This is a genomic window from Allosphingosinicella sp., assembly GCF_036387615.1.
Lineage (GTDB): Bacteria > Pseudomonadota > Alphaproteobacteria > Sphingomonadales > Sphingomonadaceae > Allosphingosinicella.
Genome location: NZ_DASVTH010000052.1, coordinates 24550 through 46472 on the forward strand (window position 1 = coordinate 24550; position 21923 = coordinate 46472).

Annotated in this window: 16 protein-coding genes; 10 read left to right on the forward strand and 6 right to left on the reverse strand. The window is 65.6% G+C overall.

Features of this window, described 5'->3' with window-relative positions:
- Nucleotides 1–85 precede the first annotated feature (85 nt).
- Both VF631_RS10735 and uvrB read right to left on the reverse strand, forming a co-directional pair.
- Complete coding sequence (locus VF631_RS10735) at nucleotides 86–5617, reverse strand: beta strand repeat-containing protein (protein WP_431850298.1); 5532 nt, start codon at nucleotides 5615–5617, stop codon at nucleotides 86–88.
- A gap of 484 nt (nucleotides 5618–6101) precedes the next feature.
- Nucleotides 6102–8306, reverse strand: a complete 2205-nt coding sequence (gene uvrB, locus VF631_RS10740) for an excinuclease ABC subunit UvrB (protein ID WP_431850299.1) — start codon at nucleotides 8304–8306, stop codon at nucleotides 6102–6104.
- 68 nt (nucleotides 8307–8374) lie between these two features.
- On the opposite strand from uvrB, the gene VF631_RS10745 reads away from it, so the two are divergent.
- The 3 genes from VF631_RS10745 to VF631_RS10755 are packed head-to-tail and all read left to right on the forward strand — an operon-like array spanning nucleotide 8375 to nucleotide 10832.
- Nucleotides 8375–8899, forward strand: coding sequence for a DUF3617 domain-containing protein (locus VF631_RS10745; protein ID WP_431850300.1), 525 nt, complete (start codon nucleotides 8375–8377; stop codon nucleotides 8897–8899).
- Nucleotides 8900–8952: 53 nt separating this feature from the next.
- Nucleotides 8953–10293, forward strand: a complete 1341-nt coding sequence (locus tag VF631_RS10750; protein WP_431850301.1) for an amidohydrolase — start codon at nucleotides 8953–8955, stop codon at nucleotides 10291–10293.
- A 14-nt stretch (nucleotides 10294–10307) separates the two neighbouring features.
- Nucleotides 10308–10832 carry a DUF3617 domain-containing protein gene (locus VF631_RS10755; RefSeq protein ID WP_431850302.1) on the forward strand — a complete coding sequence of 175 codons (525 nt, stop codon included), beginning with the start codon at nucleotides 10308–10310 and terminating at the stop codon, nucleotides 10830–10832.
- Between the two features lie 103 nt (nucleotides 10833–10935).
- Here the strand turns inward: VF631_RS10755 and VF631_RS10760 are convergent, their stop codons facing one another.
- Nucleotides 10936–11997, reverse strand: coding sequence for an MBL fold metallo-hydrolase (locus tag VF631_RS10760; RefSeq protein WP_431850303.1), 1062 nt, complete (start codon nucleotides 11995–11997; stop codon nucleotides 10936–10938).
- Nucleotides 11998–12047: 50 nt separating this feature from the next.
- Between VF631_RS10760 and VF631_RS10765 the strand changes: the two genes are divergently transcribed.
- Together VF631_RS10765 and VF631_RS10770 are read left to right on the forward strand one after the other, a co-directional pair.
- On the forward strand, nucleotides 12048–12869 hold the full coding sequence (locus VF631_RS10765) for an arylamine N-acetyltransferase family protein (RefSeq protein ID WP_431850304.1): 822 nt from the start codon (nucleotides 12048–12050) through the stop codon (nucleotides 12867–12869).
- A complete protein-coding gene (locus tag VF631_RS10770) occupies nucleotides 12866–13135 on the forward strand; it encodes a hypothetical protein (protein WP_431850305.1) in 270 nt (89 codons plus the stop codon). The genes VF631_RS10765 and VF631_RS10770 overlap by 4 nt, the downstream gene beginning before the upstream one ends.
- Before the next feature lie 152 nt (nucleotides 13136–13287).
- Here the strand turns inward: VF631_RS10770 and VF631_RS10775 are convergent, their stop codons facing one another.
- Entirely contained in the window at nucleotides 13288–13716 is a 429-nt protein-coding gene (locus tag VF631_RS10775) for a hypothetical protein (RefSeq protein WP_431850306.1), read from the reverse strand.
- 393 nt (nucleotides 13717–14109) lie between these two features.
- Between VF631_RS10775 and VF631_RS10780 the strand changes: the two genes are divergently transcribed.
- Nucleotides 14110–14730, forward strand: a complete 621-nt coding sequence (locus tag VF631_RS10780; protein WP_431850307.1) for a ribonuclease HII — start codon at nucleotides 14110–14112, stop codon at nucleotides 14728–14730.
- Nucleotides 14731–14770: 40 nt separating this feature from the next.
- On the opposite strand, the gene VF631_RS10785 is transcribed toward VF631_RS10780, so the two are convergent.
- Entirely contained in the window at nucleotides 14771–15217 is a 447-nt protein-coding gene (locus VF631_RS10785; protein WP_431850308.1) for a hypothetical protein, read from the reverse strand.
- 304 nt (nucleotides 15218–15521) lie between these two features.
- On the opposite strand from VF631_RS10785, the gene VF631_RS10790 reads away from it, so the two are divergent.
- Together VF631_RS10790 and folP are read left to right on the forward strand one after the other, a co-directional pair.
- A complete protein-coding gene (locus tag VF631_RS10790; protein WP_431850309.1) occupies nucleotides 15522–16652 on the forward strand; it encodes a site-specific DNA-methyltransferase in 1131 nt (376 codons plus the stop codon).
- 347 nt (nucleotides 16653–16999) lie between these two features.
- Complete coding sequence (gene folP, locus VF631_RS10795) at nucleotides 17000–18067, forward strand: dihydropteroate synthase (RefSeq protein ID WP_431850310.1); 1068 nt, start codon at nucleotides 17000–17002, stop codon at nucleotides 18065–18067.
- A gap of 126 nt (nucleotides 18068–18193) precedes the next feature.
- Here folP and VF631_RS10800 read toward each other — a convergent pair whose 3' ends face one another.
- A complete protein-coding gene (locus VF631_RS10800) occupies nucleotides 18194–19789 on the reverse strand; it encodes an alkaline phosphatase D family protein (protein ID WP_431850311.1) in 1596 nt (531 codons plus the stop codon).
- A gap of 168 nt (nucleotides 19790–19957) precedes the next feature.
- Between VF631_RS10800 and VF631_RS10805 the strand changes: the two genes are divergently transcribed.
- Together VF631_RS10805 and VF631_RS10810 are read left to right on the forward strand one after the other, a co-directional pair.
- A complete protein-coding gene (locus VF631_RS10805; RefSeq protein ID WP_431850312.1) occupies nucleotides 19958–20884 on the forward strand; it encodes an ATP-grasp domain-containing protein in 927 nt (308 codons plus the stop codon).
- Nucleotides 20881–21918 (forward strand): LLM class flavin-dependent oxidoreductase, encoded by a 1038-nt coding sequence (locus VF631_RS10810; protein WP_431850313.1) that lies wholly within the window; start codon nucleotides 20881–20883, stop codon nucleotides 21916–21918. The genes VF631_RS10805 and VF631_RS10810 overlap by 4 nt, the downstream gene beginning before the upstream one ends.
- Nucleotides 21919–21923: the final 5 nt, after the last annotated feature.

Sequence of the window (21923 nt, forward strand, 5' to 3'; positions counted from 1 at the left end):
CTCTATCAACAAAGCTCAACCCTCTTCCCCAGGTGGGGAGAGGGTCGAGTGAGCCGGAAGAGGCAGAGCGACTGCTCCGATCCGATCAGAACAGGAAGTCGTTCATCGGCGCGAACGAACCCTGTGCAAAGGAGGTCGCAGCTGCCGCCGGTTGCGGCTGAGGCGTATTCCCGTTCTCCGCAGTCAACTGCTCGTCCGTGGGGGCATTCGCGCCACCGAGATTGAGCAGGGTGACGTCGCCGCCGCCCGCGCTGAATGTGAGCACCAGATCCTGAACCCCGTCGCCATTGACGTCGCGGCTGGCGCGGCTGCGGATGGTCAGTCCCTCTAGGACCAGTTGGTCCTCGCCCACCATGAAGTCGGTGATCGTATCCCGGCCGTTACCCGTCTTGAAGAAGAAGTCGTCCCTTCCGCTTCCACCCGTCATCCGATCGTTTCCGGTGCCGCCATCAAGGAAATCGTCACCGGCGCCGCCCTCGAGCGTGTCCGTGCCGCTCTCGCCGAACAGCCGATCGCGCCCGTTCCCGCCGATCAGCGTGTCACTGCCGGATTGGCCGTTGAGCGTGTCGGCACCGTCGCGTCCTTCAAGCCGGTCGTTGCCGCTGCCGCCATTGATCGTATCGTCGGTGCCGGGACCGGCGCCGTCCGGCGGACCCTTGTCGCCGATGATCGTGTCATGACCCGTCGTTCCGTTGGTCGTGCGGTTATCCCCGCGCTCGTTGATGACGATGGCCAGCGTCGCCTCGTCGCTTCCGCCCATGCCGTCGCTGATCCGATAGGTGAATACGTCCTGGCGGTTCCCGTCCAGCGTGTCGAGCAGCTCGCTGTTCGCAGTATAGGTGTAGCTCCCGTCCGCATTGAGCACGAGCGTCCCGAACTGCCCCTGCACCGTCGTCCCCGGCGCTTGGTTTGAACCGCCACTCGATCCCGCGCGGACCCCGGAAACGACCAGCGTATCGCCCTCGACGTCCGTATCGTTGGCGAGCACGTTGCCCGTCGCGACCTCGTCCATGTCCTCGACGATCTCGCCGTCGACATCGCCCACCGCCACCGGCGCATCGTTGGAGCCGTTCACGAGAACCGTCAGCGTCTCGAAGGTCGCCGACTCCGTTCCCGACAAGTCGGTCACCCGATAATCGATCAGGATGTTCCGGGATTCACCGACCTGAAGGGCGTCGAGGTCCGATCCCGGCGTGAAGGTGATCGTCCGGCCATCGGCGCCGATCGAGATCGTTCCGACCCCGGCGCCCTGCCCGTCCCGAATGTTGGCCCGTGCGATCCGAAGATCGCTGTTCGGATTGTCCACATCCGTATCGTTGGTGATCACGTCGACCGTAACAGAGGCGTCCTCGCCCGTCGTAGCCGAGTCCGTAACCGGCACCGGCAGGTCGTTGACCGCGGTAACGGTGAAGCTCGCCTTGCCGGTGTCCGTCCCGCCCTTGCCGTCGCTCACCGTATATTCGAACGAGGCCGGGCCGTTGAAGTTGTTCGCCGGGGTGAAGGTCACCGTACCGTCATCGTTTCGCACGGCCGTTCCGCCGACCGCATTGCCAACCGCCGACACGACCAAAGTGTCGCCCACGTCAATATCGGTGTCGTTGGTAACCAGCTCGGCCGCGGCAATCACGCGCGGGCCGCTGTCTTCGGCGACCGCGGTGAGCGTGTCGTCGTTGGCCACCGGCGCGTCATTCTCGCCGGTGACGGTTACGACCAGCGTCGAGAAGGGATCGGACTCAGCCGCCCCGTCGGTCGCGCGATAGTCAATCAGGATCTCGCGGGTCACGCCCGCGCCGAGGCTGTCGAGGTCGGAGCCCGGCGTGAAGGTGATCGAACGCCCGTCGGGGCTGATAACGATCGCGCCGACATTGGCACCCTGGCCGCTACGGATGTTGGCCTGGCTGATGGTCAGCTGGCTGTTCAGATCGTCCACGTCCGTATCGTTGGCGATCACGTCCACCATGACGGGTGCGTCCTCGGTCGTTGCGCCGACATCGTTCGCGGTCACCGGCGCGTCGTTCGTGCCGTTCACGGTGATCGTGAGCGTCTCGAACGTCGCCGATTCCACGCCCGACAGGTCGGTCACGCGATAATCGACCAGGATCGTCGCCGTCTCCCCATCGTCGAGGCTGTCGAGCGCGGAACTCGGCGTGAAGGTGATCGTGCGGCCATCGGCGCCGATCTCGATCGAGCCCAGCCCTTCCTGCCCGCCGCGAATGTTCGCCCGCGCGATCTTGAGGTCGCTGTTGGGATTGTCGACATCGGTGTCGTTGGCGATCACGTCCTTGCTGACCGCCGTGTCCTCGTCCGTCGACGCCGTGTCGGCGACCGGGACGGGCAGGTCGTTGACCGGCGCCACGGCGACCGTGACGCTGCCCGTGTCGGTGCCGCCCTGACCGTCTGAGACCAGGTACTCGAACACTGCATCGCCGTTGAAGTCGGCCGCGGGGGTGAAGGTGAAAGTACCGTCGCCGTTATTGACGACGGTGCCGCCGCTGACGGGCGTAACGCTCGTGACGGTGAGCGGATCGCCGTTGGCGTCGGTATCGTTGCCGGTCAGCTGCGCGGAGGTGAAGGTGATCGCTGTGTCCTCATTGGTCTCGCCCTTGTCATCGACGGCGACCGGAGCTGCCTGCGCGGCCGGGAGGTCCTCGCCGGCGAACTGGAGCGTCTCGAAGTTGCGCAGCGTATCGGTGCCGTCATTGCCGTTGCTCGAATCGGTATCCGTAACGGTGATGAAGTCGCCATTGGCATCACTGCCGCGCGTCAATGAGTAGCCGGAGCGCGCGCCGCTGAAGATTGCGGTGTCGTTGTCGGCGCCACCATCCAACGTGTCGTTACCCGCGCCGCCGGTCACCGTATCATTGCCGCCACCCAAGCTGACGCGGTCGTTGCCCGCACCGACGCGGATCACATCCGCGCCGCCACCGGTGGTCACGTCGAACGTCTCGATCGAGCGGAAATCGACGCTGGTGTCGACGCCATTGCTGAACTCGCCCTGCGTGCCGCCGCCATCTGGGTCGGCACCGAAGACCAGTCGCGTTTCGTCCACGAAGACCCCGGAAGTGGAAGCGCTGTAATCGACGATCAACGTGTCGCTGCCTGCGTCACCAAAGACGAAGTCGATGCCGCTGGAAACGCGAATGGTATCGTTGCCGCTGCCGCCACGGACGGTGTCGCCGCCAGCGCCGCCGTCGAGATCGTCGTTGCCGTCGCCGCCGGTCGCCTCATTGGCTGCACCGTCGCCTCGAATGACGAGATCGCCGTCGAAACCGTTGGCCACGAACGAAGCCGTGTCACCGACCAGCAGCACATCGACCGGCGCGTCGCCCAGCACCGGCGGATTGGCGCCGTCGAAGACCAGCTTCATGATTTGGTTAACGCCGCCTTTGCCTGTGTCGCTGTCGTCGATCCGGGTGTTGGCGACGGTGGAGCCGGTGATCGTGACACCTTGCAGCAGCACGCGATTCTCCGATCCAAACTCGGGGCCGGACAAGCCGAACGGGTAATTTTCCCACAGCTCCACGCCGATCCCGTTGCCCGAGAGCGTGCCGCCGGTGATGCGTATCTCTTCAAGGTTGTTCGATGTCCGGAAGCCGTACACGAAGCCGCTGATGTCGTTGTTCTCGAATACGGCCGAGCCGCCATTGTACACCGACCAGACACGGATGCCGATTTGGTTGCTGCCCGCGATCGTTGCGCCGAAGGTCAGGACGTTGTTCTTGACGATCACATCCGAGTCGCTGGTGTAGATATTGTTGATCATGATGCCGCGCTGCGCGCTGATCACGTTGCCGGAAATCTCCAGCGGAGTGCCGTTGGGATCGCCCTGGCCGAGCGTGGACGCCTGGATGCCTTCGCCAAGATCGACCATGCGGTTGTTCTTGATGTCGGCATAGCCTTCCGTCGAGAGCAGCACGCCGATGCGGTAGCTGCCGCTGGTCGCGATCCCAGCCATCCCCGAGAAGTCGTTATTCTCGACCAGGTTGCCGCCGGACCGGCTCGCTCCCTGGTTGGCGAAGACCACGCCGAAGCGCTGGCCGTGCATGATCGCGTTGTCGCTAATGGTGAGGTTGTCGGTCGCAAAGCCGCCGCCCAGCGAATCCTTGTAGTTGGAGACGATTCGGGCCGTGTGGCTCTCGACGCCGTCGGGCAGCACAACGCCGTTGGAGCCGGCGTCGAGCGCGCTGTTGGCGCCGTCAAGCGTGAACCCCTTGATGGTGACACCGTCAGCGCGCACCGTGATCAGGTTCCCGTCGGTCGCATCGCTCGATCCCGGCCGGATGGTGGAAGCCCGGCCCGGCGCTCCGACCAGCGTGATGCCGTTGGTGGTGATCACCAGGTTCTCGGCATATTCGCCGGCGGCGGCCCGAACGGTGTAGCCGCTCTGAGCCGCGTCGATCGCCGGCTGGATCTTGTCGAACGTGCCGACGAGAGCGCCATTCTGGTCGAACAGCTGCACTTTCTGAGCCGGGTTCAGCGTCACATCGCTGAAGCGAAGCGCCTCTATGCTGGTCAGCGTGTCGGTACCCTCATCGCCATTGGCGGTGTTGGCGTCGGTGACGGAGCTGAATCCCGTCACGCGTCCACTCGCGTCGGTGGTCGCGACGAAGCTGTAGCCCGAGCGCGGGCCCACATAAACCGCCGTGTCGTTGCCGCTGCCGCCATCGATCGAATCGTTGCCGCCATTGCCCGCTGCCGTGTCGTCACTGCCGCCAAGCGTCAGGGTGTCATTGCCGGGCGTCGTCGAGAAGACCACGTCGACGCCGTCGCCGCCGGTGTACACGTTTCCGGAATAGGTGCCCGGAACGCCCTGATCCTGGACCTGGATGCCGCGGCTCTGGCCGGCGCCGCTCTCGTCGAGCACGTTGCCGGTAACGTCGGTGCTCGGACCGCGCACTCGCAATGCATAGCCGAAGCGATCGGTGAAGCCGCTGAAGACGTTATCGCTGACTACGCTGTCCGCGCTGTCGATAGTGACCAGGGTGTTGCCCTGGGGTTTGCCGGTGTCGGAGCTGATGCCGCCCGCGGTGCCGGTCACCTGATTGCCCGTGAAAGTCACATTGTTGCCGGCTTGGATCAAGGCAAGCTGGCGCGGGACGTTATTGCCGACGTCGAATTGTGTGGCGAAGCCTTCGCCCCCGGGGTTCGGGCCGACAAAAGTCTGGCCGCTGAAGATGTTGCCTTTGATGACGCTGTTGGTGATTGCCTGATTGAATTCCGACGAAAGACCGCCATCCCCGTTCGCCCGGATGTCGTTGCCTTCGATCACCAGCCCGTCATGCGCGCCCTGCAGCCAGATCGCGGCATTCTCGACCGGGCCGTTGCCGTTCAGCCCGATGATCGTGAAGCCCTTGCCGGCATCGCCGATCCGCACGTTGTTGACGCCCGGATCGATCTCGATCGCCCCAAGCGCGGCACCCTGAACACCCGTGATGGTCGTAACCCCACGGCCGTTCTCCGAAACAAGGGTAAGATCGCCACGATTAATGATCACGCTCTCAGTGTAGTTACCGTCGCCGACGATGATGGTGACTGGGCCGAGGATCGATCCCGCCGCATCCACCGCTGCTTGGATGGTTGCATATGTGCGGCCGGCGCCAACTGTGAGTGTGGTCATCTGAAAATCCCCTCCGAAGATGAATTTGAACCTGTTCGCGAATTAGTCGTGGTGATTACGATGGCGCGCTGCGGCCGTCGGCGCGCGGCTGAAGGTTGGGAAGGTGCAGGGCCTCTCGCCCGATGAGCCGTAGCTCAAGTCCACCCCGATCCCCATTCGCCCCTCACGCCCGCAACGGCACCGCATCGCGCCGAAGCACGATCGAGAAATCTATGGTCTGGACCACCCCCCACGGGCAGCGCGACCCAAGCGCTTACAATCTGGCCATCAGCGGGACTCGCCCTATTTCGGCCACAGGCCAAGCTTCTTAAGACTTTCTTGGTGAAAGTCGAGAACGAATCTGCCTTTCCCGACAACTATTTGCAGCAAGCAACGGCATGCCGTTTACTTCGGTTGATGCGCAAACAATCGGACTCTTCTTTACAGGCCGAAGATCGGCACCACGACAGGACACGGGCCCCGGATCAGCGACGTGCCCTCCCGCTTAGCGCCTACCGCCCGCGCGCTTGCCCGCCCTGATCTGTTGCTGCTTGCCGTACCGCGTCTTGCGCGTGCCCGGCTTGCCCTCCGTCGCGTTGCCGCGGACCGGCGCCTTCTTCTCGTGATCGGGAATGCCGAGCTCGTCCGCCTCCAGCTTGCGGATCTCGTCGCGCAAGCGGCCTGCTTCCTCGAACTCCAGGTCCGCGGCCGCCGCGCGCATGCGCTTCTCGAGATCCTCGATATATGCGCGCAGATTATGGCCGACCATGTGCGGCCGGTCCTCGTCGCCAGTATCGATCAGCACGCCGTCGCGGCTGCTCACGTGCGCGATGATATCGGCGATGTTGCGCTTGATCGTGGTCGGCGTGATGCCGTTCGCTCGGTTATACTCCTCCTGCTTCTCGCGCCGCCGGTCGGTTTCCCTCAGCGCCCGCTCCATCGATCCGGTCACCCGGTCGGCATAAAGGATCACGCGCCCTTCCACGTTGCGCGCCGCGCGCCCGATCGTCTGGATCAGCGAAGTCTCCGAGCGCAGGAAGCCTTCCTTGTCCGCGTCCAGAATCGCGACCAGCCCGCATTCCGGAATGTCGAGCCCCTCGCGCAGCAGGTTGATTCCCACCAGCACATCATAGACGCCGAGCCGCAAGTCCCGGATCAGCTCGATCCGCTCCAAGGTCTCGACGTCCGAATGCATGTACCGCACCCGCAGCCCCGCCTCGTGCAGGAACTCGGTCAGGTCCTCGGCCATCCGCTTGGTGAGCGTGGTGACGAGCGTGCGATAGCCCTTCGCGGCGGTGATCTTGGCCTCGTGAATGAGGTCGTCAACCTGGTCCTCGACCGGCTTGATCTCGACCGGCGGGTCGATCAGCCCGGTCGGGCGGATCACCTGTTCCGAGAACACGCCGCCGGTCTGCTCCATCTCCCAGGTGCCGGGCGTCGCCGACACCGCCACCGATTGCGGGCGCATCGCGTCCCATTCGTTGAAGCGCAGCGGCCGATTGTCGATGCAGCTCGGCAACCGGAAGCCGTATTCCGCGAGCGTGATCTTCCGCCGATGATCGCCCCGCGCCATCGCCCCGATCTGAGGTACCGTCTGGTGGCTCTCGTCGATAAATAGCAGCGCGTTCTCGGGGAGATATTCGAACAAGGTCGGCGGCGGCTCCCCCGGCAGACGCCCGGTCAGGAAGCGCGAGTAATTCTCGATCCCGTTGCAGCTCCCCGTGGCCGCGATCATCTCGAGGTCGAAATTGGTACGCTGCTCCAGCCGCTGCGCTTCAAGCAGCTTGCCCTCCGCAACCAGCTCCTTGAGCCGCTCGGAAAGCTCATGCCGGATCGCTTCCGTCGCCTGCTTCAGCGTCGGCCCCGGCGTCACATAGTGCGAGTTCGCATAGACCTTGATCGTGTCCAGCGACGCGACCTTCTTGCCGGTCAGCGGATCGAACTCGACGATCTCCTCGATCTCGTCGCCGAAGAAGTTGATCCGCCAAGCCGTGTCTTCATAGTGGCTCGGGAACACCTCGAGATTGTCGCCCCGCACCCGGAAATTGCCGCGCGCGAAGCCGGCATCGTTGCGCTTATATTGCAGCGCGACCAGCTTGCGGATGATCTCGCGCTGGTCCTGCGTCTCGCCCTTCTTGAGGCTGAACACCATCGCCGAGTAGGTTTCGACCGAGCCGATGCCGTAGATGCACGATACCGACGCGACGATGATCACGTCGTCGCGCTCGAGCAGCGACCGGGTGGCGCTGTGCCGCATCCGGTCGATGCCCTCGTTCACCGAGGATTCCTTCTCGATGTACGTATCGGACCGCGGCACATAGGCTTCGGGCTGGTAGTAATCGTAATAGCTGACGAAGAACTCGACCGCATTGTCCGGAAAGAAGCTCTTGAACTCGCCATAAAGCTGCGCGGCGAGGATCTTGTTGGGCGCGAGCACCAAGGCCGGCCGCTGCACCGCTTCGATCAGCTTGGCCATGGTGAAGGTCTTGCCCGATCCGGTGACGCCGAGCAGCACCTGCGTCTGCTCGCCCGCCTCCACCTGCTCCACCAGCTCCGCGATCGCGCCCGGCTGGTCGCCCGACGGCTCATAGTCGGAGACGATCCGGAAGGCCTTGCCGCCTTCCGCCTTCTCCGGCCGCTTGGGGCGGTGCGGCACGAAGTCCGCGCCGGTTTCGGGTTCCTGGAGGCCGGTTCTGATCGCAATCGCCATGGCTTCCATATGGTCTTCCGCCCGGCTTACCGCTAGCGTCCCGCCCACATGGAAGAAGGGGCGATCACATGAGGAAACTTGCCATTGCCACGCTCCTGCTCGCCGCCGCCTGTTCGGACGGAGGCGCGGGCGAGGCAGACAAGCAGAAGGCTGCCGCATCCAAGAACGTTCAGCTCACACCGGGTCAATGGGAAACGGTCGTCGAGGTCACCAAGCTCACCCAGCAGGACAAGGCGGCCAAGCCCGCCATCGACACGCCGGCAGGCACCAAGAGCATCGCGAGCGCCTGCGTCACTCAGGCCGACGTCAAGAACCCGCCGCCCGTCCTGCTCGCCGGCAGCGACGCCTACAAATGCACCAGCAGCAACATGTATATGTCCGGCGGCACGCTCAGCACATCGCTCACCTGCACGCGCAAGGGCTTGAACGGCGAGGTCCGGATGAGCGTGGACGGCAGCTACACGGCCGACACGATCCAGGCCAACCAGAGCCTCTCGACGTTTCTCCCGGGCGAGGGCGATGTCGGCATCACATCCAACCTCACTGCCCGCCGCACGGGCGAATGCGCCGCCGCGCCCGTCAAGGCCGGCTGAGCGAGCTCGGCGCGCCGCATCGCCTCCGTCCCAAAGCACAAGGAAACCTCCCGATGCGCAAACGCCACCTTCTGCGTCTCGCAGCTGTGCTCGCCGCATCACCCGCGCTCGCCGCGCCCGATTTCGCGGCCGCCGTTAAGGCCGACTATGACAAGTCGCTCCGTGCTCTTTTCGAGGATTTCCATCGAAATCCCGAGCTCAGCTTCCAGGAAACCCGCACCGCCGGGATCATGGCGAAGCAACTTCGGGCAGTTCCGGGCATGGCCGTCACCGAACGCGTCGGCGGCACCGGCGTAGTGGGGGTTCTGAAGAACGGTGCGGGGCCAACGGTCCTTGTCCGCGCCGACATGGACGGCTTGCCCCTGCAGGAGAAAAGCGGGCTACCCTACGCGGCCAACGTCAAGCAGACCGGCGTCGATGGCGTGGAATCGCCGGTCATGCACGCCTGCGGCCATGACGTGCACATCACCTCGATGGTCGGCACGGCCCGGCGGCTGGCGGCAATGAAGGAGCGCTGGAAAGGCACATTGGTGTTCGTCGTCCAGCCCGCCGAGGAGCGCGTCGGGGGAGCCAAGGCGATGATCGCCGACGGGCTCTACACGCGCTTTCCCAAGCCGGATTACGCGCTCGCCTTTCACGTCGCTTCCAACCTGTCGACCGGGATGGTGAGCGCGTCGGAAGATATCCAATACAGCTCGGCCGACAGCGTCGACATCACCGTGCTCGGCGTCGGCGCCCATGGCGCGGCGCCTCACACCGGCAAGGACCCGGTCTATATCGGCGCGCAGATCGTCCAGGCGCTGCAGGGCATCATCAGCCGAGAGCGAGCGCCTCTGCGCCCAGGCGTGATCACGGTCGGCGCCTTTCATGCGGGATCCAAGCACAACATCATCTCCGACCGCGCCGACCTCCAGGTCACCGTCCGCGCCAATGACGAGGAAACCCGGGCCCAGTTGATCGCCGCCATCAAGCGCGTCGCGGAAGGGATCGGCCGCGCCAACGGCCTGCCCGACGACAAGCTCCCCCAGGTCCGCGTCTCCGAAGGAACCCCGACCACCATCAACGACACGGCGCTCGCCCGCCGGCTCAACGCGGCCCTGGCCCGCGGGCTCGGCGCTGCGGCGATCATGCCGTGGGAGCAGACCTCGATGGGAGCGGAGGACTTCGCCTATTTCGTCGCGGCGGAGCATGGCGTGCCCGGCTATTACTTCGCGGTCGGGGGTACGCCGCGATCCGCGCTGGAGGCCGCCCAGGCCGGCGGCCCGCCCGTCCCCTCGCACCACTCGCCATTGTTCAAGATCGATCCGGAGCCCTCCGTACGGCTCGGCACGGAGGCGATGACACTGGCCGTGCTCGAACTGCTCAAGCCCGGTGCTTCGACCGCCGACGACTGAAGGAGACCCGTTTCATGCGTAGCCTGTTCATCGCCGCCGCCCTGGTCGGCCTCGTCGCCTGCAACAGCAGCAGCGAGCAGCCCAAGGGCGACATGACCGCCGAGCAGGTCGCCGAGGAGCTCAAGGACATGGAGATCGAGCCCGGCCAGTGGGAAGCGACCAACGAAATCCTGTCGGTGAACGCGCCCAATGTACCAGGCGATGTGCTGAAGCAGATGGTTGGTAAGAAGACCACAGTCAGCAACTGCATCACCCCAGAGCAGGCGGCCAAGCCCAGCGCCAACTTCCTCGCCGCCCAGCAGAACAACCAGTGCACCTATCAGGACTGGTCGATGGAAAGCGGCCGCATGACCGGGACCATGACCTGCCAGGGCGGCCAGACGCCGGGCAAAGTGGTGATGATCATGTCCGGCGCCTACGGCTCGACCCGCTACGATCTCGACATGGACATGAAGACCACTGGCCTGCCCGGCGGCATGGTCATGAACATCAAGGCCAAGACCACCGGCCGCCGCACCGGCGAGTGCACCGCGACTTGACAGCAGCCATTTCGTCATGCCGGACTTGATCCGGCATCCACCTTCTTCTCGCCACACGGCCCAATGAGGTGGACCCCGGATCAAGTCCGGGGTGACGGGGCGTTTACGGCACCCGCACCGGCCTGCCGACCTCTGTCGCCACGAACCGCTCCACCGGCACCCAGCGCGCCCGCAACTCTCGCTGGAGCCGTCGCGGGGGATCGTCGATCCCCTCGAAGGTCAGCTGGAACGTGCCCCAGTGCACGCCCAGCGACAGCGCCGGCCGCACCGCCTGGTGAATCCGCACCGCCTCCTCCGGATCGATGTGGTTCGTCTTCATGAAGTCGCGCGGCTCATAGGCGCCGATCGGGATGATCGCGAGCCGGTACGGCCCCGCCCCGGCCGCCTCGCGCACCCACGAACCGTCGCCCCAGCCGGTATCGCCCGCGTAGAAGAAAGCGCCGGTCGGCGTCCGCACCGAAAAGGCCGACCACAGCGCCCGGTTGCGGTCCCGCGCCCAGCGCGAGCCCCAGTGGTGATTGCGCAGCACCGTCACCTCGAGCCCCGGCCGCGCGGCGACCCGCCCACCCCAGTCGAGCGCCCGCGATTGCACGCCCTCGTTGCGCAGGATGGTGTCGTTGCCCAAGCTGGTCACGATAACCGGCCGGTCCCGCTGCCACAGCCGCTTCAGCGTCGGCAGGTCCATGTGGTCATAATGATTGTGGCTGATCAGAACGAGGTCGATCTTGGGCAGGTCCTCGAACCTGATCCCCGGTGCCCGCGCCCGCTGCGGCCCGATCCACTGGAAGGGCGAGGCCCGCTCCGACCAGATCGGGTCGGTGAGGATGTTGAGCCCGCCCGCCTGCACCAGCACGGTCGAATGCCCGATCCACGTCGCCCACATCTCGCCCGGCCCCGGCCTCGCCGGCTTGCCCGGCTCAACCGCCACCCGCTTCGGCCATTCCGCCCTGCCCCCGGAGAACCAGCGACTGGCGAAGTTCGCCGGCCCGCCATGATTGTCGCCGCGAAAACCCGGATTGTAGAACCGCTCGCCGTCGAAATGATCGCTGACCGGCCCCCGATGATAGATCCGGTCCAGAAACGGCGGGATCAGGGTGGGGGCGAGGCATAGCGCGATGACTGCGAACAGCAGCGCCGTGCCGATCCGCTTTAGAAACTTGGGCATGACCTGAACAACGTTGATCTTGCCCCTGAGTTCGGCGACCAGTGAGCCTGATGCCTTATTCCGACGAACAGTTGCGCGCTTACTTCACCCGCATCGGCGCAGGCGGGGTGACGAGCAGCCTCGGCGCCCTTGCGCAAGTCCAGCGCGCCCACCGCCTGGCGATCGCTTTCGAGAATCTCGACATCCCGCTCGGCCGCGGCATCCGGCTCGATCCGGAGCATCTGTTCGACAAGCTCGTGACCCGCCGGCGCGGCGGCTATTGCTTCGAACAGAACGCGCTGCTTCTCGGGATGCTGCATGCCCTGGGCTTCGAAGCGCGTCCGCTCCTTGCCCGCGTTTGGCTGCGCACCGACCCGCGCGATCCGGTGCCGCCGCGCAGCCACACCCTGAATCTGGTCACTCTCGACGGGATCCACCACATCGCGGACGCCGGTTTCGGAGGCAGCTACGCCCCGCCGATGCCGCTCGTCGCGGACGAGATCAGCCACAGCCCCGACGGCGCCCGCCATCGCCTGGTCCGCGACCGCGAGCATGGCTGGATGCTCCAGCGCGACGCGGGCGAGGGCTGGGAGCGACAGTACAGCTTCACGACGGAACGGATCTGGCCGTCCGATCTGGAGGCGGCGAACCACTGGACCGCTTCGCGCCCCGACACCCGCTTCACGCGGCTGCGCATCGTCTCGCGCGCCCTGCCCGACGGCTATGCATCCCTGGTCGATCGCCAGCTGACGTTGAGCCACGCTGGCGAGAGCCAGACCGTGGAGGTCGCCGGACCGGCCCAATATCGTGAGTTGCTGCACGAGCTGTTCGGGTTGGACCTGCAGCGCGAGGAAGTAGACGCTCTTGGTCTGTTCAATGGGGGAGAAGAATGATGTGGTTGATCGTTGGCGGCGGCGCGGCCCTTGTCGGCTTTCTGATCTGGAACAGCCGCCGTCCGAAGAACTTCAGCTATCGCGGCAAGAGCTACGCCCGCCATTCGGACGGCAGCTTCACTTATGCCGACGGCGGCTTCATCGCGACCAGCGAGTTGGACGAAGTCCGCGACCATTGGGACAGCAGCCACGACAGCAGCTCCAGCGACAGCTCGGACAGCGGCAGCAGTGACGGCGGCGGGGATGGCGGCGGCGGCGGCGACTGAGCAGCCGCTTCTCCGCTCATGCTGAGGAGGGACTGAGCTTGCTGAAGGCCCGTCTCGAAGCACGCAACGGTCCTTCGAGACGCCGCTTCGACAGGCTCAGCGGCTCCTCAGGATGAGCGGGTCAGTTTGATCCTGATCAAGCCTGAGACATCTCACCGCCCGATCCGAAACCCCGCCGGCGCACGCGCCTCCTGATTTTCCTCGTGATAGCGATCCATCACCAGGCTCACCTTGCCCGGCGCCGCCGGCCCGCAATCCAGCGCGTAGGCGTCGACCAGCGATCCATAGGCGCCCACCCCGGCCGCCGAACGCGTCCCGATCGTCGGCGCGCGCCCGTCCGAGCAGCGCAGCCGCGCGAGATATGCCCGCTCGCCCTCCGGCCCGGCCACCCGCACCGGATTGGCCAACGTCCCCAACGGATGTGCCCCGGCCTCCGCGATCGCCTGCGCCAGCGCCGCGTCCGTGTTTCCGGACCCGACCGCCGCCAGCACGTCCCGCGGCGCCGGCGATTGCTGCCGCGGCGGCTGGGCCGAAGCTGGGCCTGCGAGGAGCAGGAGAGGAAGCGACAAATACAAACGCATGCTGAAACTCCGGCTTGTAGCATGATCGCTCATCTTGAAGCGAAAAACATCGTCGCCCCGGACTTGATCCGGGGCAGGGCTAACCGTCTCTACGTCGCTTCGTCAAAACAGCAGCCCTGGCCCGGATCAAGTCCGGGCCGACGAAATATATCTCAGCTTGGCTCGAGCACGCCCGGATTCGGTCCCTGTCTCGTCATGCCGGACTTGATCCGGCATCCACCTTCTTTCCAGACGCCTGAAAAAAGGGGAACCCCGGATCAAGGGACCCCGTCAAAGTACCGCTTTGACGGGAACCCTGTCCGGGGTGACGATGCGAGTCCTATCCCGTTGCAGCCGCAACTGACATCGGCTTTTCACTGGCGGCGCGCCCAAATGGTTAATAAGCTCCAGCCCATGCCCCGCCCCTGTTTCAAGATCGAACGTGACTTTCCCGAGCCCCTCGCCGGCGTCGACGAGGCCGGGTGCGCGCCGCTCGCAGGCCCTGTCGTCGCAGCCGCCGTTGTGCTGGACCGCAACCGCTTCCCGCGCGGGCTCGACGATTCGAAGGTGGTGCCGGTCAAGGAGCGCGAATCGCTCTACCGGCGCCTCCAGGACCAGGCCCGGATCGGCGTCGGCATCGCCAGCGTCGAGGAGATCGAAGTCCTCAACATCTACTGGGCTCGCATGCTCGCCATGACCCGCGCCGTCGAGGCGCTCGGCTTCGAGCCCGCCTGGATCCTGGTCGACGGCAACGCCTGCCCGCGCTGGTCGCGCCCGTCGAAGGCGATCGTCAATGGCGACGCCCGCTGCCGCTCGATCGCCGCCGCCTCCATCATCGCCAAAGTAACGCGCGACCGGCTCATGGCCGAATATTGCGCCCGCTACCCCGGCTACGGCTGGTCCCGGAACAAGGGCTATCCCACCCCCGACCACCGCCGCGCCATCGCCCGGCTCGGCGTGACACCCCTCCACCGCCGCAGCTTTGCAGGTGTCCGCGAGCACCTGCCCGACCTCCTCAGCGAAGCCGCGGAGTAGGTCCGGCCAGATACGAGGCCGCCCAGCTGATTCGGCTACCTCAGCTATCGATCCTAAACGGACGCTGGGCGCAATCTCGTGCAGGCTCCCAACGCGCGAATGGTCTCTGAAACGTCAGCGCATCGAACGTGCCGTCATCTGAAACGATGCGGAAGTGCCAATAGGTCGCATCAGGTACCCAGAGCCTGCCGCGATAGGATGCCAGCCAAGTCGAGTTGGTAACTTCCATCAGAGGCCAAATGTATCTGGAATAAACCGGGTGCTTGAGCCTCGGGTAATCATCAGCGGCCGTTGCTGGCGGTGCAGCAATCTCACTGAAAAAGCCATAAACCTCGGCCTCGAACCCAATTAACAGGTCGCGGTCTCCTTCGTAAAACGAGTAAACTGCCCTCACCGTCACCTCCTCGGGTGCGCCCTCCGCTTCGATACCGCAGGGTGTCTGGGGCAGGTCTGGCAACGGGAACCAAGGGATAATCTGGTCGTCCATGCCCGTTCAGGTAGCGCAGTGCATCGATGGAGCCAACGTCGGCTAACCACACGTAACAGACTCCGCCCCTGCTCCCGCCCCGCCGTCGCTCAACTCACCGCAAAGGAGTCGGTTGAGTCTTTCGAGTCACACCACCACGCGTTGAGAGGGTTCTCGCGCTGTTCGCACTACATCTTGTGCTCAGCTGCCGCTGGCAGCACAATATTAACCTCTCTTAACACCGCGTGTGAACTGTTCCGCTTGACCGCGACGCGGCCCTGACTCACCCTGCCTGTCCAAGGGGTCGATTGGGGGCAAAGACTGCATGAGCGTCATGGGACGGGTTGGAACGGCTGCGCTGCGCGTCAAGCCGAAGGAAACACGGCTTGACTTACCCGTCGGGCGCATCCTGGAGAGCGATTGCATCGCCGCCATGGCCGCTTTGCCGGACGCGAGCGTCGACATGGTTTTCGCCGATCCGCCCTACAATCTCCAGCTCGGCGGAGACCTGTTCCGGCCCGAGGGCGGGCGGGTCGACGCGGTTGACGACGATTGGGACAAGTTCGACACGTTCGAGGCCTATGACCGCTTCACCCGCGCCTGGCTGAAGGAAGCTCGCCGCGTCCTGAAGCCCAACGGCACACTGTGGGTGATCGGGTCCTACCACAACATCTTCCGCTGCGGCGCCGCGCTCCAGGATCTCGGCTACTGGATCCTGAACGACATCGTCTGGCGCAAGTCGAACCCGATGCCGAACTTCCGCGGCACCCGCTTCACCAACGCGCACGAGACGCTGATCTGGGCGTCGCGCTCAGAGGATAGCCGCTACACGTTCAATTATCGCGCGATGAAGGCGCTCAACGACGAGCTCCAGATGCGCTCCGATTGGGTAATCCCGATCTGCTCAGGGGGCGAGCGGGTCAAGACGGACGGGGTCAAGGCGCACCCGACCCAGAAGCCCGAAGCCCTGCTCTACCGCGTCCTCCTCGCCTGCACCAATCCGGGCGACGTGGTCCTCGACCCCTTTTTCGGCACCGGCACCACCGGCGCCGTCGCCCGTCGCCTGGGCCGGCAGTGGATCGGCATCGAGCGCGAGAAGAAATATGTGAAAGTCGCACGCGAGCGCATCGCCGCCACACTGCCGCTCGACGAAAGCGCAATGCGCACTATGGCTTCCAAGAAGACCGCGCCGAAGGTCGCGTTCGGGGTCCTCGTCGAAACCGGCATGATCGAGCCCGGCGCGATGCTGACCGACACCAAACGCCGCTGGCAGGCCCGCGTCGGCGCCGACGCGTCCATCGAACATGCCGGCAAGCTGGGCAGCATCCACCAGATCGGCGCGGCGGCGCAGGGCGCTCCCTCGTGCAACGGCTGGACCTTCTGGCACGTCGAGCAAGGCGGGGGCCTCGTCGCACTCGACGACCTCCGGCAGAAGTACCTCGCCGCCCTCGGCTGAGATCGCCCGGTCGGAACGGGTGCGTATTCGCTGCAACCGGCACGCCCGGCGCTCGTTCGACGCGCTGATCCAGATCAGTTTCGAGGTGTAGGCGTGCAGCAGTTCCAGAATTCAGCCCCGGCCGAGTGTTCGACGGCCCGGCCCTGGGGCATCCATCCCGCATTCTTCGGCTATCGCTGCCCGCGCTGCGGCTTCCTTGCCCGCGGCGCGACGAAGGTACGGAGCACGCGCGAAGCCCAGCGCGCCGTCTAACCCTCCCAGCTTCGCCCAGGCTGAGCCCCATCTGAGCCCTCTCCCCTGGGGAGAGGGAGATTATACTCAGCCCGGAATCACGTTACACGCGGCGCATGCTTCGCACCTATCTTCGCCCCACCGGCTTCGTCGACGCGCCGTTCGGCCATGACGGCAAGCTCGCCCGCCTTGCCGGCGGGCTGCTGTGGTTCTCCGCCGTCGAGCTGATCAGGACCGAGGACGCTCGCACCGTCTCCGCCGAACTGATCCCGGTCGAGCGCTTTGAGCCTGCGCCGGAACTCGCCGATATCTGGGCCCGCCTGACCAGCCCCCGTCCGCCGCTCGAGGCAGGCGAGCGCACCATCCGGCTCGACCAGCCCCAGGTCGTCGGCATCCTCAACGTCACTCCGGACAGCTTTTCGGACGGTGGCCGGCACGAGGACCCGGCGGCCGCTGCCGAAGCCGGCCACGCCATGTCGACGGCAGGCGCAGCGATCGTCGATGTCGGCGGCGAATCCACCCGCCCCGGCGCCAAGCCGGTCTGGGAGGGCGACGAGATCGAGCGCATCCTGCCCGTCGTTCAACAGCTTGCTCGCTCCGGCACCGCGGTGTCGGTCGACACGCGCAAGGCGGCGGTCATGGACGCCGCGCTCGGGGCCGGCGCGACGATCGTCAACGACGTTTCCGCACTCACCTACGACGATCGCGCGCCGGCGACGATCGCACGAGCAAATTGCCCGGTCGTGCTGATGCACCACCAGGGCCCGCCCGAAACGATGCAGCAATCGCCGCGCTACGACCGGCCCGTCCTGTTGGAGGTCTATGACTGGCTCGAAGCCCGCATCGAAGCCGCGGTTGCGGCCGGCATCGATCGCTCGCGCATCATCGTCGATCCGGGCATCGGCTTCGGCAAGACGATCGCGCACAACCTCCAGCTGCTGAACGGCCTCGCCATGCTCCACGGCCTTGGCTGCCCGATCATGCTCGGCGCCAGCCGCAAGCGCATGATCGGCGCGCTCGCCGGAGAAGCCCCCGCAGACCAGCGCCTCCCCGGCTCCCTCGCCCTGGCACTGAAGGGCACCGACCAGGGTGTTCAGCTGCTACGGGTCCACGACGTGCCGGAGACGATACAAGCCATCCGCATCTGGCGCGGATTGAAGGACGCGGCGCTGACGCCAAGTTGATCCTCCCCGGGACGGGGAGGTGGCAGCCCGCAGGGCTGACGGAGGAGGCTCGTCAGGCAAACAATGCCGGCGAGCCCCCCTCCACCAGCTTTCGGCTGGTCCCCCTCCCCGTCCCGGGGAGGATCCTTAGGCGCTCACCACCCTTGCATCGTCCGCCGCCACCGCCAGCTTGGTCCGCGTGCTCAACGCGCCTTCCCGGTCGCTGACCTTGTCCAGCACCTTGAACTCGCTCTCCCACCGCTCCGGCGTGACATCGCAGATCATGTAGCCGCGCTGCGCATTGTTGAACTTGAGCTGCGGATTTGCGCGCTGGATCTCGATCATGTCCGGGCGCTGATCCTGGCCGTTCCCGCCCGAACTGATCGACGTCACCACGAACTCGCTCGCGATCGGCCGAGGACCGGGGGTTGCGCCCGTCAGATGCAGCTCGCCCGCAAAATTCTGATGTTCGTCTCCGGTGATGACGATCGCATTCTCAATCCTGCGATCCCGAATCTGCCGCAGGAGCCGATCGCGCGGTTGAGCGTAGCCCGCCCAGCTGTCGAGATTGTAACCGACCGCCTTGCCCGGCGCGCGATCCAGGTCCATCATCATGATCTGCTGAGCCAGCACCTTCCAGCGCGCTCGCGAACCCGACAGGCTGTCCAGCAGCCACTTCTCCTGGGCCGCGCCAAGCACCTGCGCTTCGCGCGCGGCGACGCCGGCGCAGGTGGCGGCCCACTCGTCGCCGCAGGGCTGGTCGGTCCGGTACTGGCGCGTGTCGAGCAGGTTGAGGTCCAGCAATCGCCCGTAGCTCGCCCGCCGGTAAAGCTGCACCGACGGCCCGATGGGGAAGGAGCGCGCCCTCAGAGGCATGTTCTCGAAATACGCCTGCGCCGCCGCCTGCCGCCTCAGGCGAAACACCTCCGCCGGCGTACCGTCCTGATCGATGTCGCCGACCCAGTTGTTGTCGATTTCGTGATCGTCCCAGGTGGTGAACCAGGCCGCGGCCGCGTGCGCCGCCTGCAGGTCCGCGTCCATCTTGTACTGGGCATAGCGACGCCGGTAATCGTCGAGGCTGTAGATCTCGCCTTCATTATGCTGGCGGATCGTCTCGATCGGTCCGGTCCCGCCATTGGCCAGCCGCTCGCCGCGATATTCGTAGATATAGTCGCCGTAGCAGAAGACGAAATCGAGGTCGGGCTCGGCAGCGAGCTTGCGATAAGCGGTGAAGTAGCCCTGCTCGTAATGCTGGCACCCGGCCACGCCGAAGCGGACCCGCTGCAGATCGGTCCCGGCCAGCGGCGTCGTGCGCGCCCGCCCGTACAGGCTGCGCTCCTTGCCCGCGGTGAACCGATACCAATAAGGCCGGGCCGGCTCCAGGCCCGCCACTTCGACATGCACGCTGTGGCCGAGCTCGGGCCGCGCCACCGCCGTCCCGCTCCGCGCGACCGTCCGGAAACCGGCGTCGGCCGCGACTTCCCACTTCACCTCGACCGGCTCGCTCGGCATGCCGTAGCCCAGGTCGAGCGGTTCGGGTGCGAGCCGCGTCCAGATCACGAAGCCGTCCGGCTGCGGATCGCCCGCCGCCACGCCAAGCTGGAACGGATAGACGCGAAAGACGGGCTGCGCGAACGCCTCGTGGCTGAGCAGCGGCATCGCCGTCAAGGCGCCGAGCCCTCCGACCGAACGAAGCAACGCACGGCGGGACAAAGCATAACGCTTCTCGAAGACACGGCTCATCTGGTCAGAAATCCTCGTTGTGGCGGGCAGGCTAGAACAACGTCGTGACAGTTTCGCGCCGCCCCATGCTTAGCCGATCCGAAGCCGGTTGCCGAAGTTGATTTTCGCGACCGCCGCTCACAGATGACGCCCTCCCCGCCCGCCCGGGCAGCAGATCAAGGGCTATCGATGCAATCCGATCTGGCGGTGCTGTACGAGCATCCCAAATGGTTCGAGCCGTTGTTTGCGGCGCTGGAGCGGAGGGGGATCGCGTTCGAGGCCATCCGGCTCTCGGACCACAATTTCGATCCTGCGTCGCACGGCGTCCCGGCCCCCGTCATCCTCAGCCGCGTCGCCATGTCGAGCTTCCTGCGCGAGAGCGATCACGGCATCTTCTACGCGCAGAGCCTGCTCGCCCACTGGGCCGCCCGCGGCGCGCGCGTGCTGAACGGCGCGGACGTCCTCGCCATCGACACCTCCAAGGCGCGGCAGCTCTCACTCATCACCGGCCTCGGCTACGCGGTGCCGGAGACTCGCGTCGTCCATCGCCCGGACGATCTGCTCGCCGCCGCGCGAACCATGACGTATCCGCTGCTCGTCAAAGCGAATATCGGCGGCTCGGGCGCGGGCATCGTCCGCTACTCGAGCGAGGACGAACTCGCCGCCTCGGTGCGCCAAGGCACCACGCCGAACAGCATCGACAAGGTCCTCCTGGTCCAGGAGTATGCCCCCGCGCGTGGCGGCGTCATCACCCGCATCGAGACGCTCGCCGGCAAGTTCCTCTACGCCATCGAAGTCGAAACCGGCGGCGAAAGTTTCGATCTCTGCCCCGCCGACGCCTGCCTCGCCGCCCCCGGCCGCGCCGCCACCCGCATGACCGCCGTCACTCCCGCTCCGGACATCGTAGAAGCTGCCGAGCGAATTGCGCAGGCGGTCGGAATGGATGTCGGCGGCGTCGAACTGCTGATCGACGATCGCGACGGCACGCCGCGCTTTTACGACATCAACGCCCTGTCCAATTTCGTCGCCAATCCGCTGGACGTGCTCGGCTGGGACCCGCACGAGCGGCTTGTCGATGACATCGTGTCCGCGATCGGCAGAAAGGAAGCAGCATGAGGTTTGGCTACTGGATGCCCGTCTTCGGCGGCTGGCTCCGCAACATCCCCGACGAGGGGATGGAGGCGAGCTGGAACTATGTAAAGCACCTCACCCAGCGCAGCGAGGAGACCGGCTGGGACCTTACCCTGATCGCCGAGCTCAACCTCAACGACATCAAGGGCGTCGAGGAGCCCGCGCTCGACGCCTGGTCCACCGCCGCCGCGCTCGCGGCGGTCACGTCCAGCATCGAGCTGATGGTCGCCGTCCGCCCCAACTTCCACCACCCGGCCCTGTTCGCGAAGCAAGCCGCGAACATAGACAACATCTCCGGCGGCCGGCTTGCGCTCAACGTCGTTTCCTCCTGGTGGGCCGACGAGGCGAAGCAATATGGCCTGCAGTTCGACGAGCATGACGACCGCTACGCCCGCACCCGCGAATGGCTGACGGTGGTCGACGGCCTGTGGACCGAGAAGCATTTCAGCTTCGAAGGCGGCCGCTATCACCTCACCGAAGCAATCTGCGAGCCCAAGCCGGCTTCAAAGCCGCGCCCGACCATCTATGCCGGCGGCGAGAGCGACGCGGCAAAGACGATGATCGCCACGCAATGCGACGCCTATGTCATGCACGGCGATCCGGTCGAGGCGATCGCGCCCAAGATCGCCGACATGGAGGAGCGCCGCGCCAAGGTCGCCGGCGGGCCGATGCAGTTCGGCATGGCCGCCTTCGCAATCGTCCGCGACAGCGAGACCGAAGCCAAGCGCGAGCTCGAGCGCATCACCGCCCTTCCGCCGCAGCCGCCAAAGGGCTTCGACAATTTCGACCAATGGCTGTCCGGAACCCAGTTGGAGCGCGAACTCAAGCTCCAGGAATATTCGGTAAGCAATCGCGGCCTGCGCCCCAATCTGGTCGGCACGCCCGAACAGCTTCAGGAGCGCATCGCCGAATATGAGGAAGCCGGCCTTGACCTGCTCCTCCTCCAGATGAGCCCGCAAGCGGAAGAAATGGACCGCTTCGCCGCCCAGGTCATCGCACCGATGAAGAGCGTCGGCTGATATCT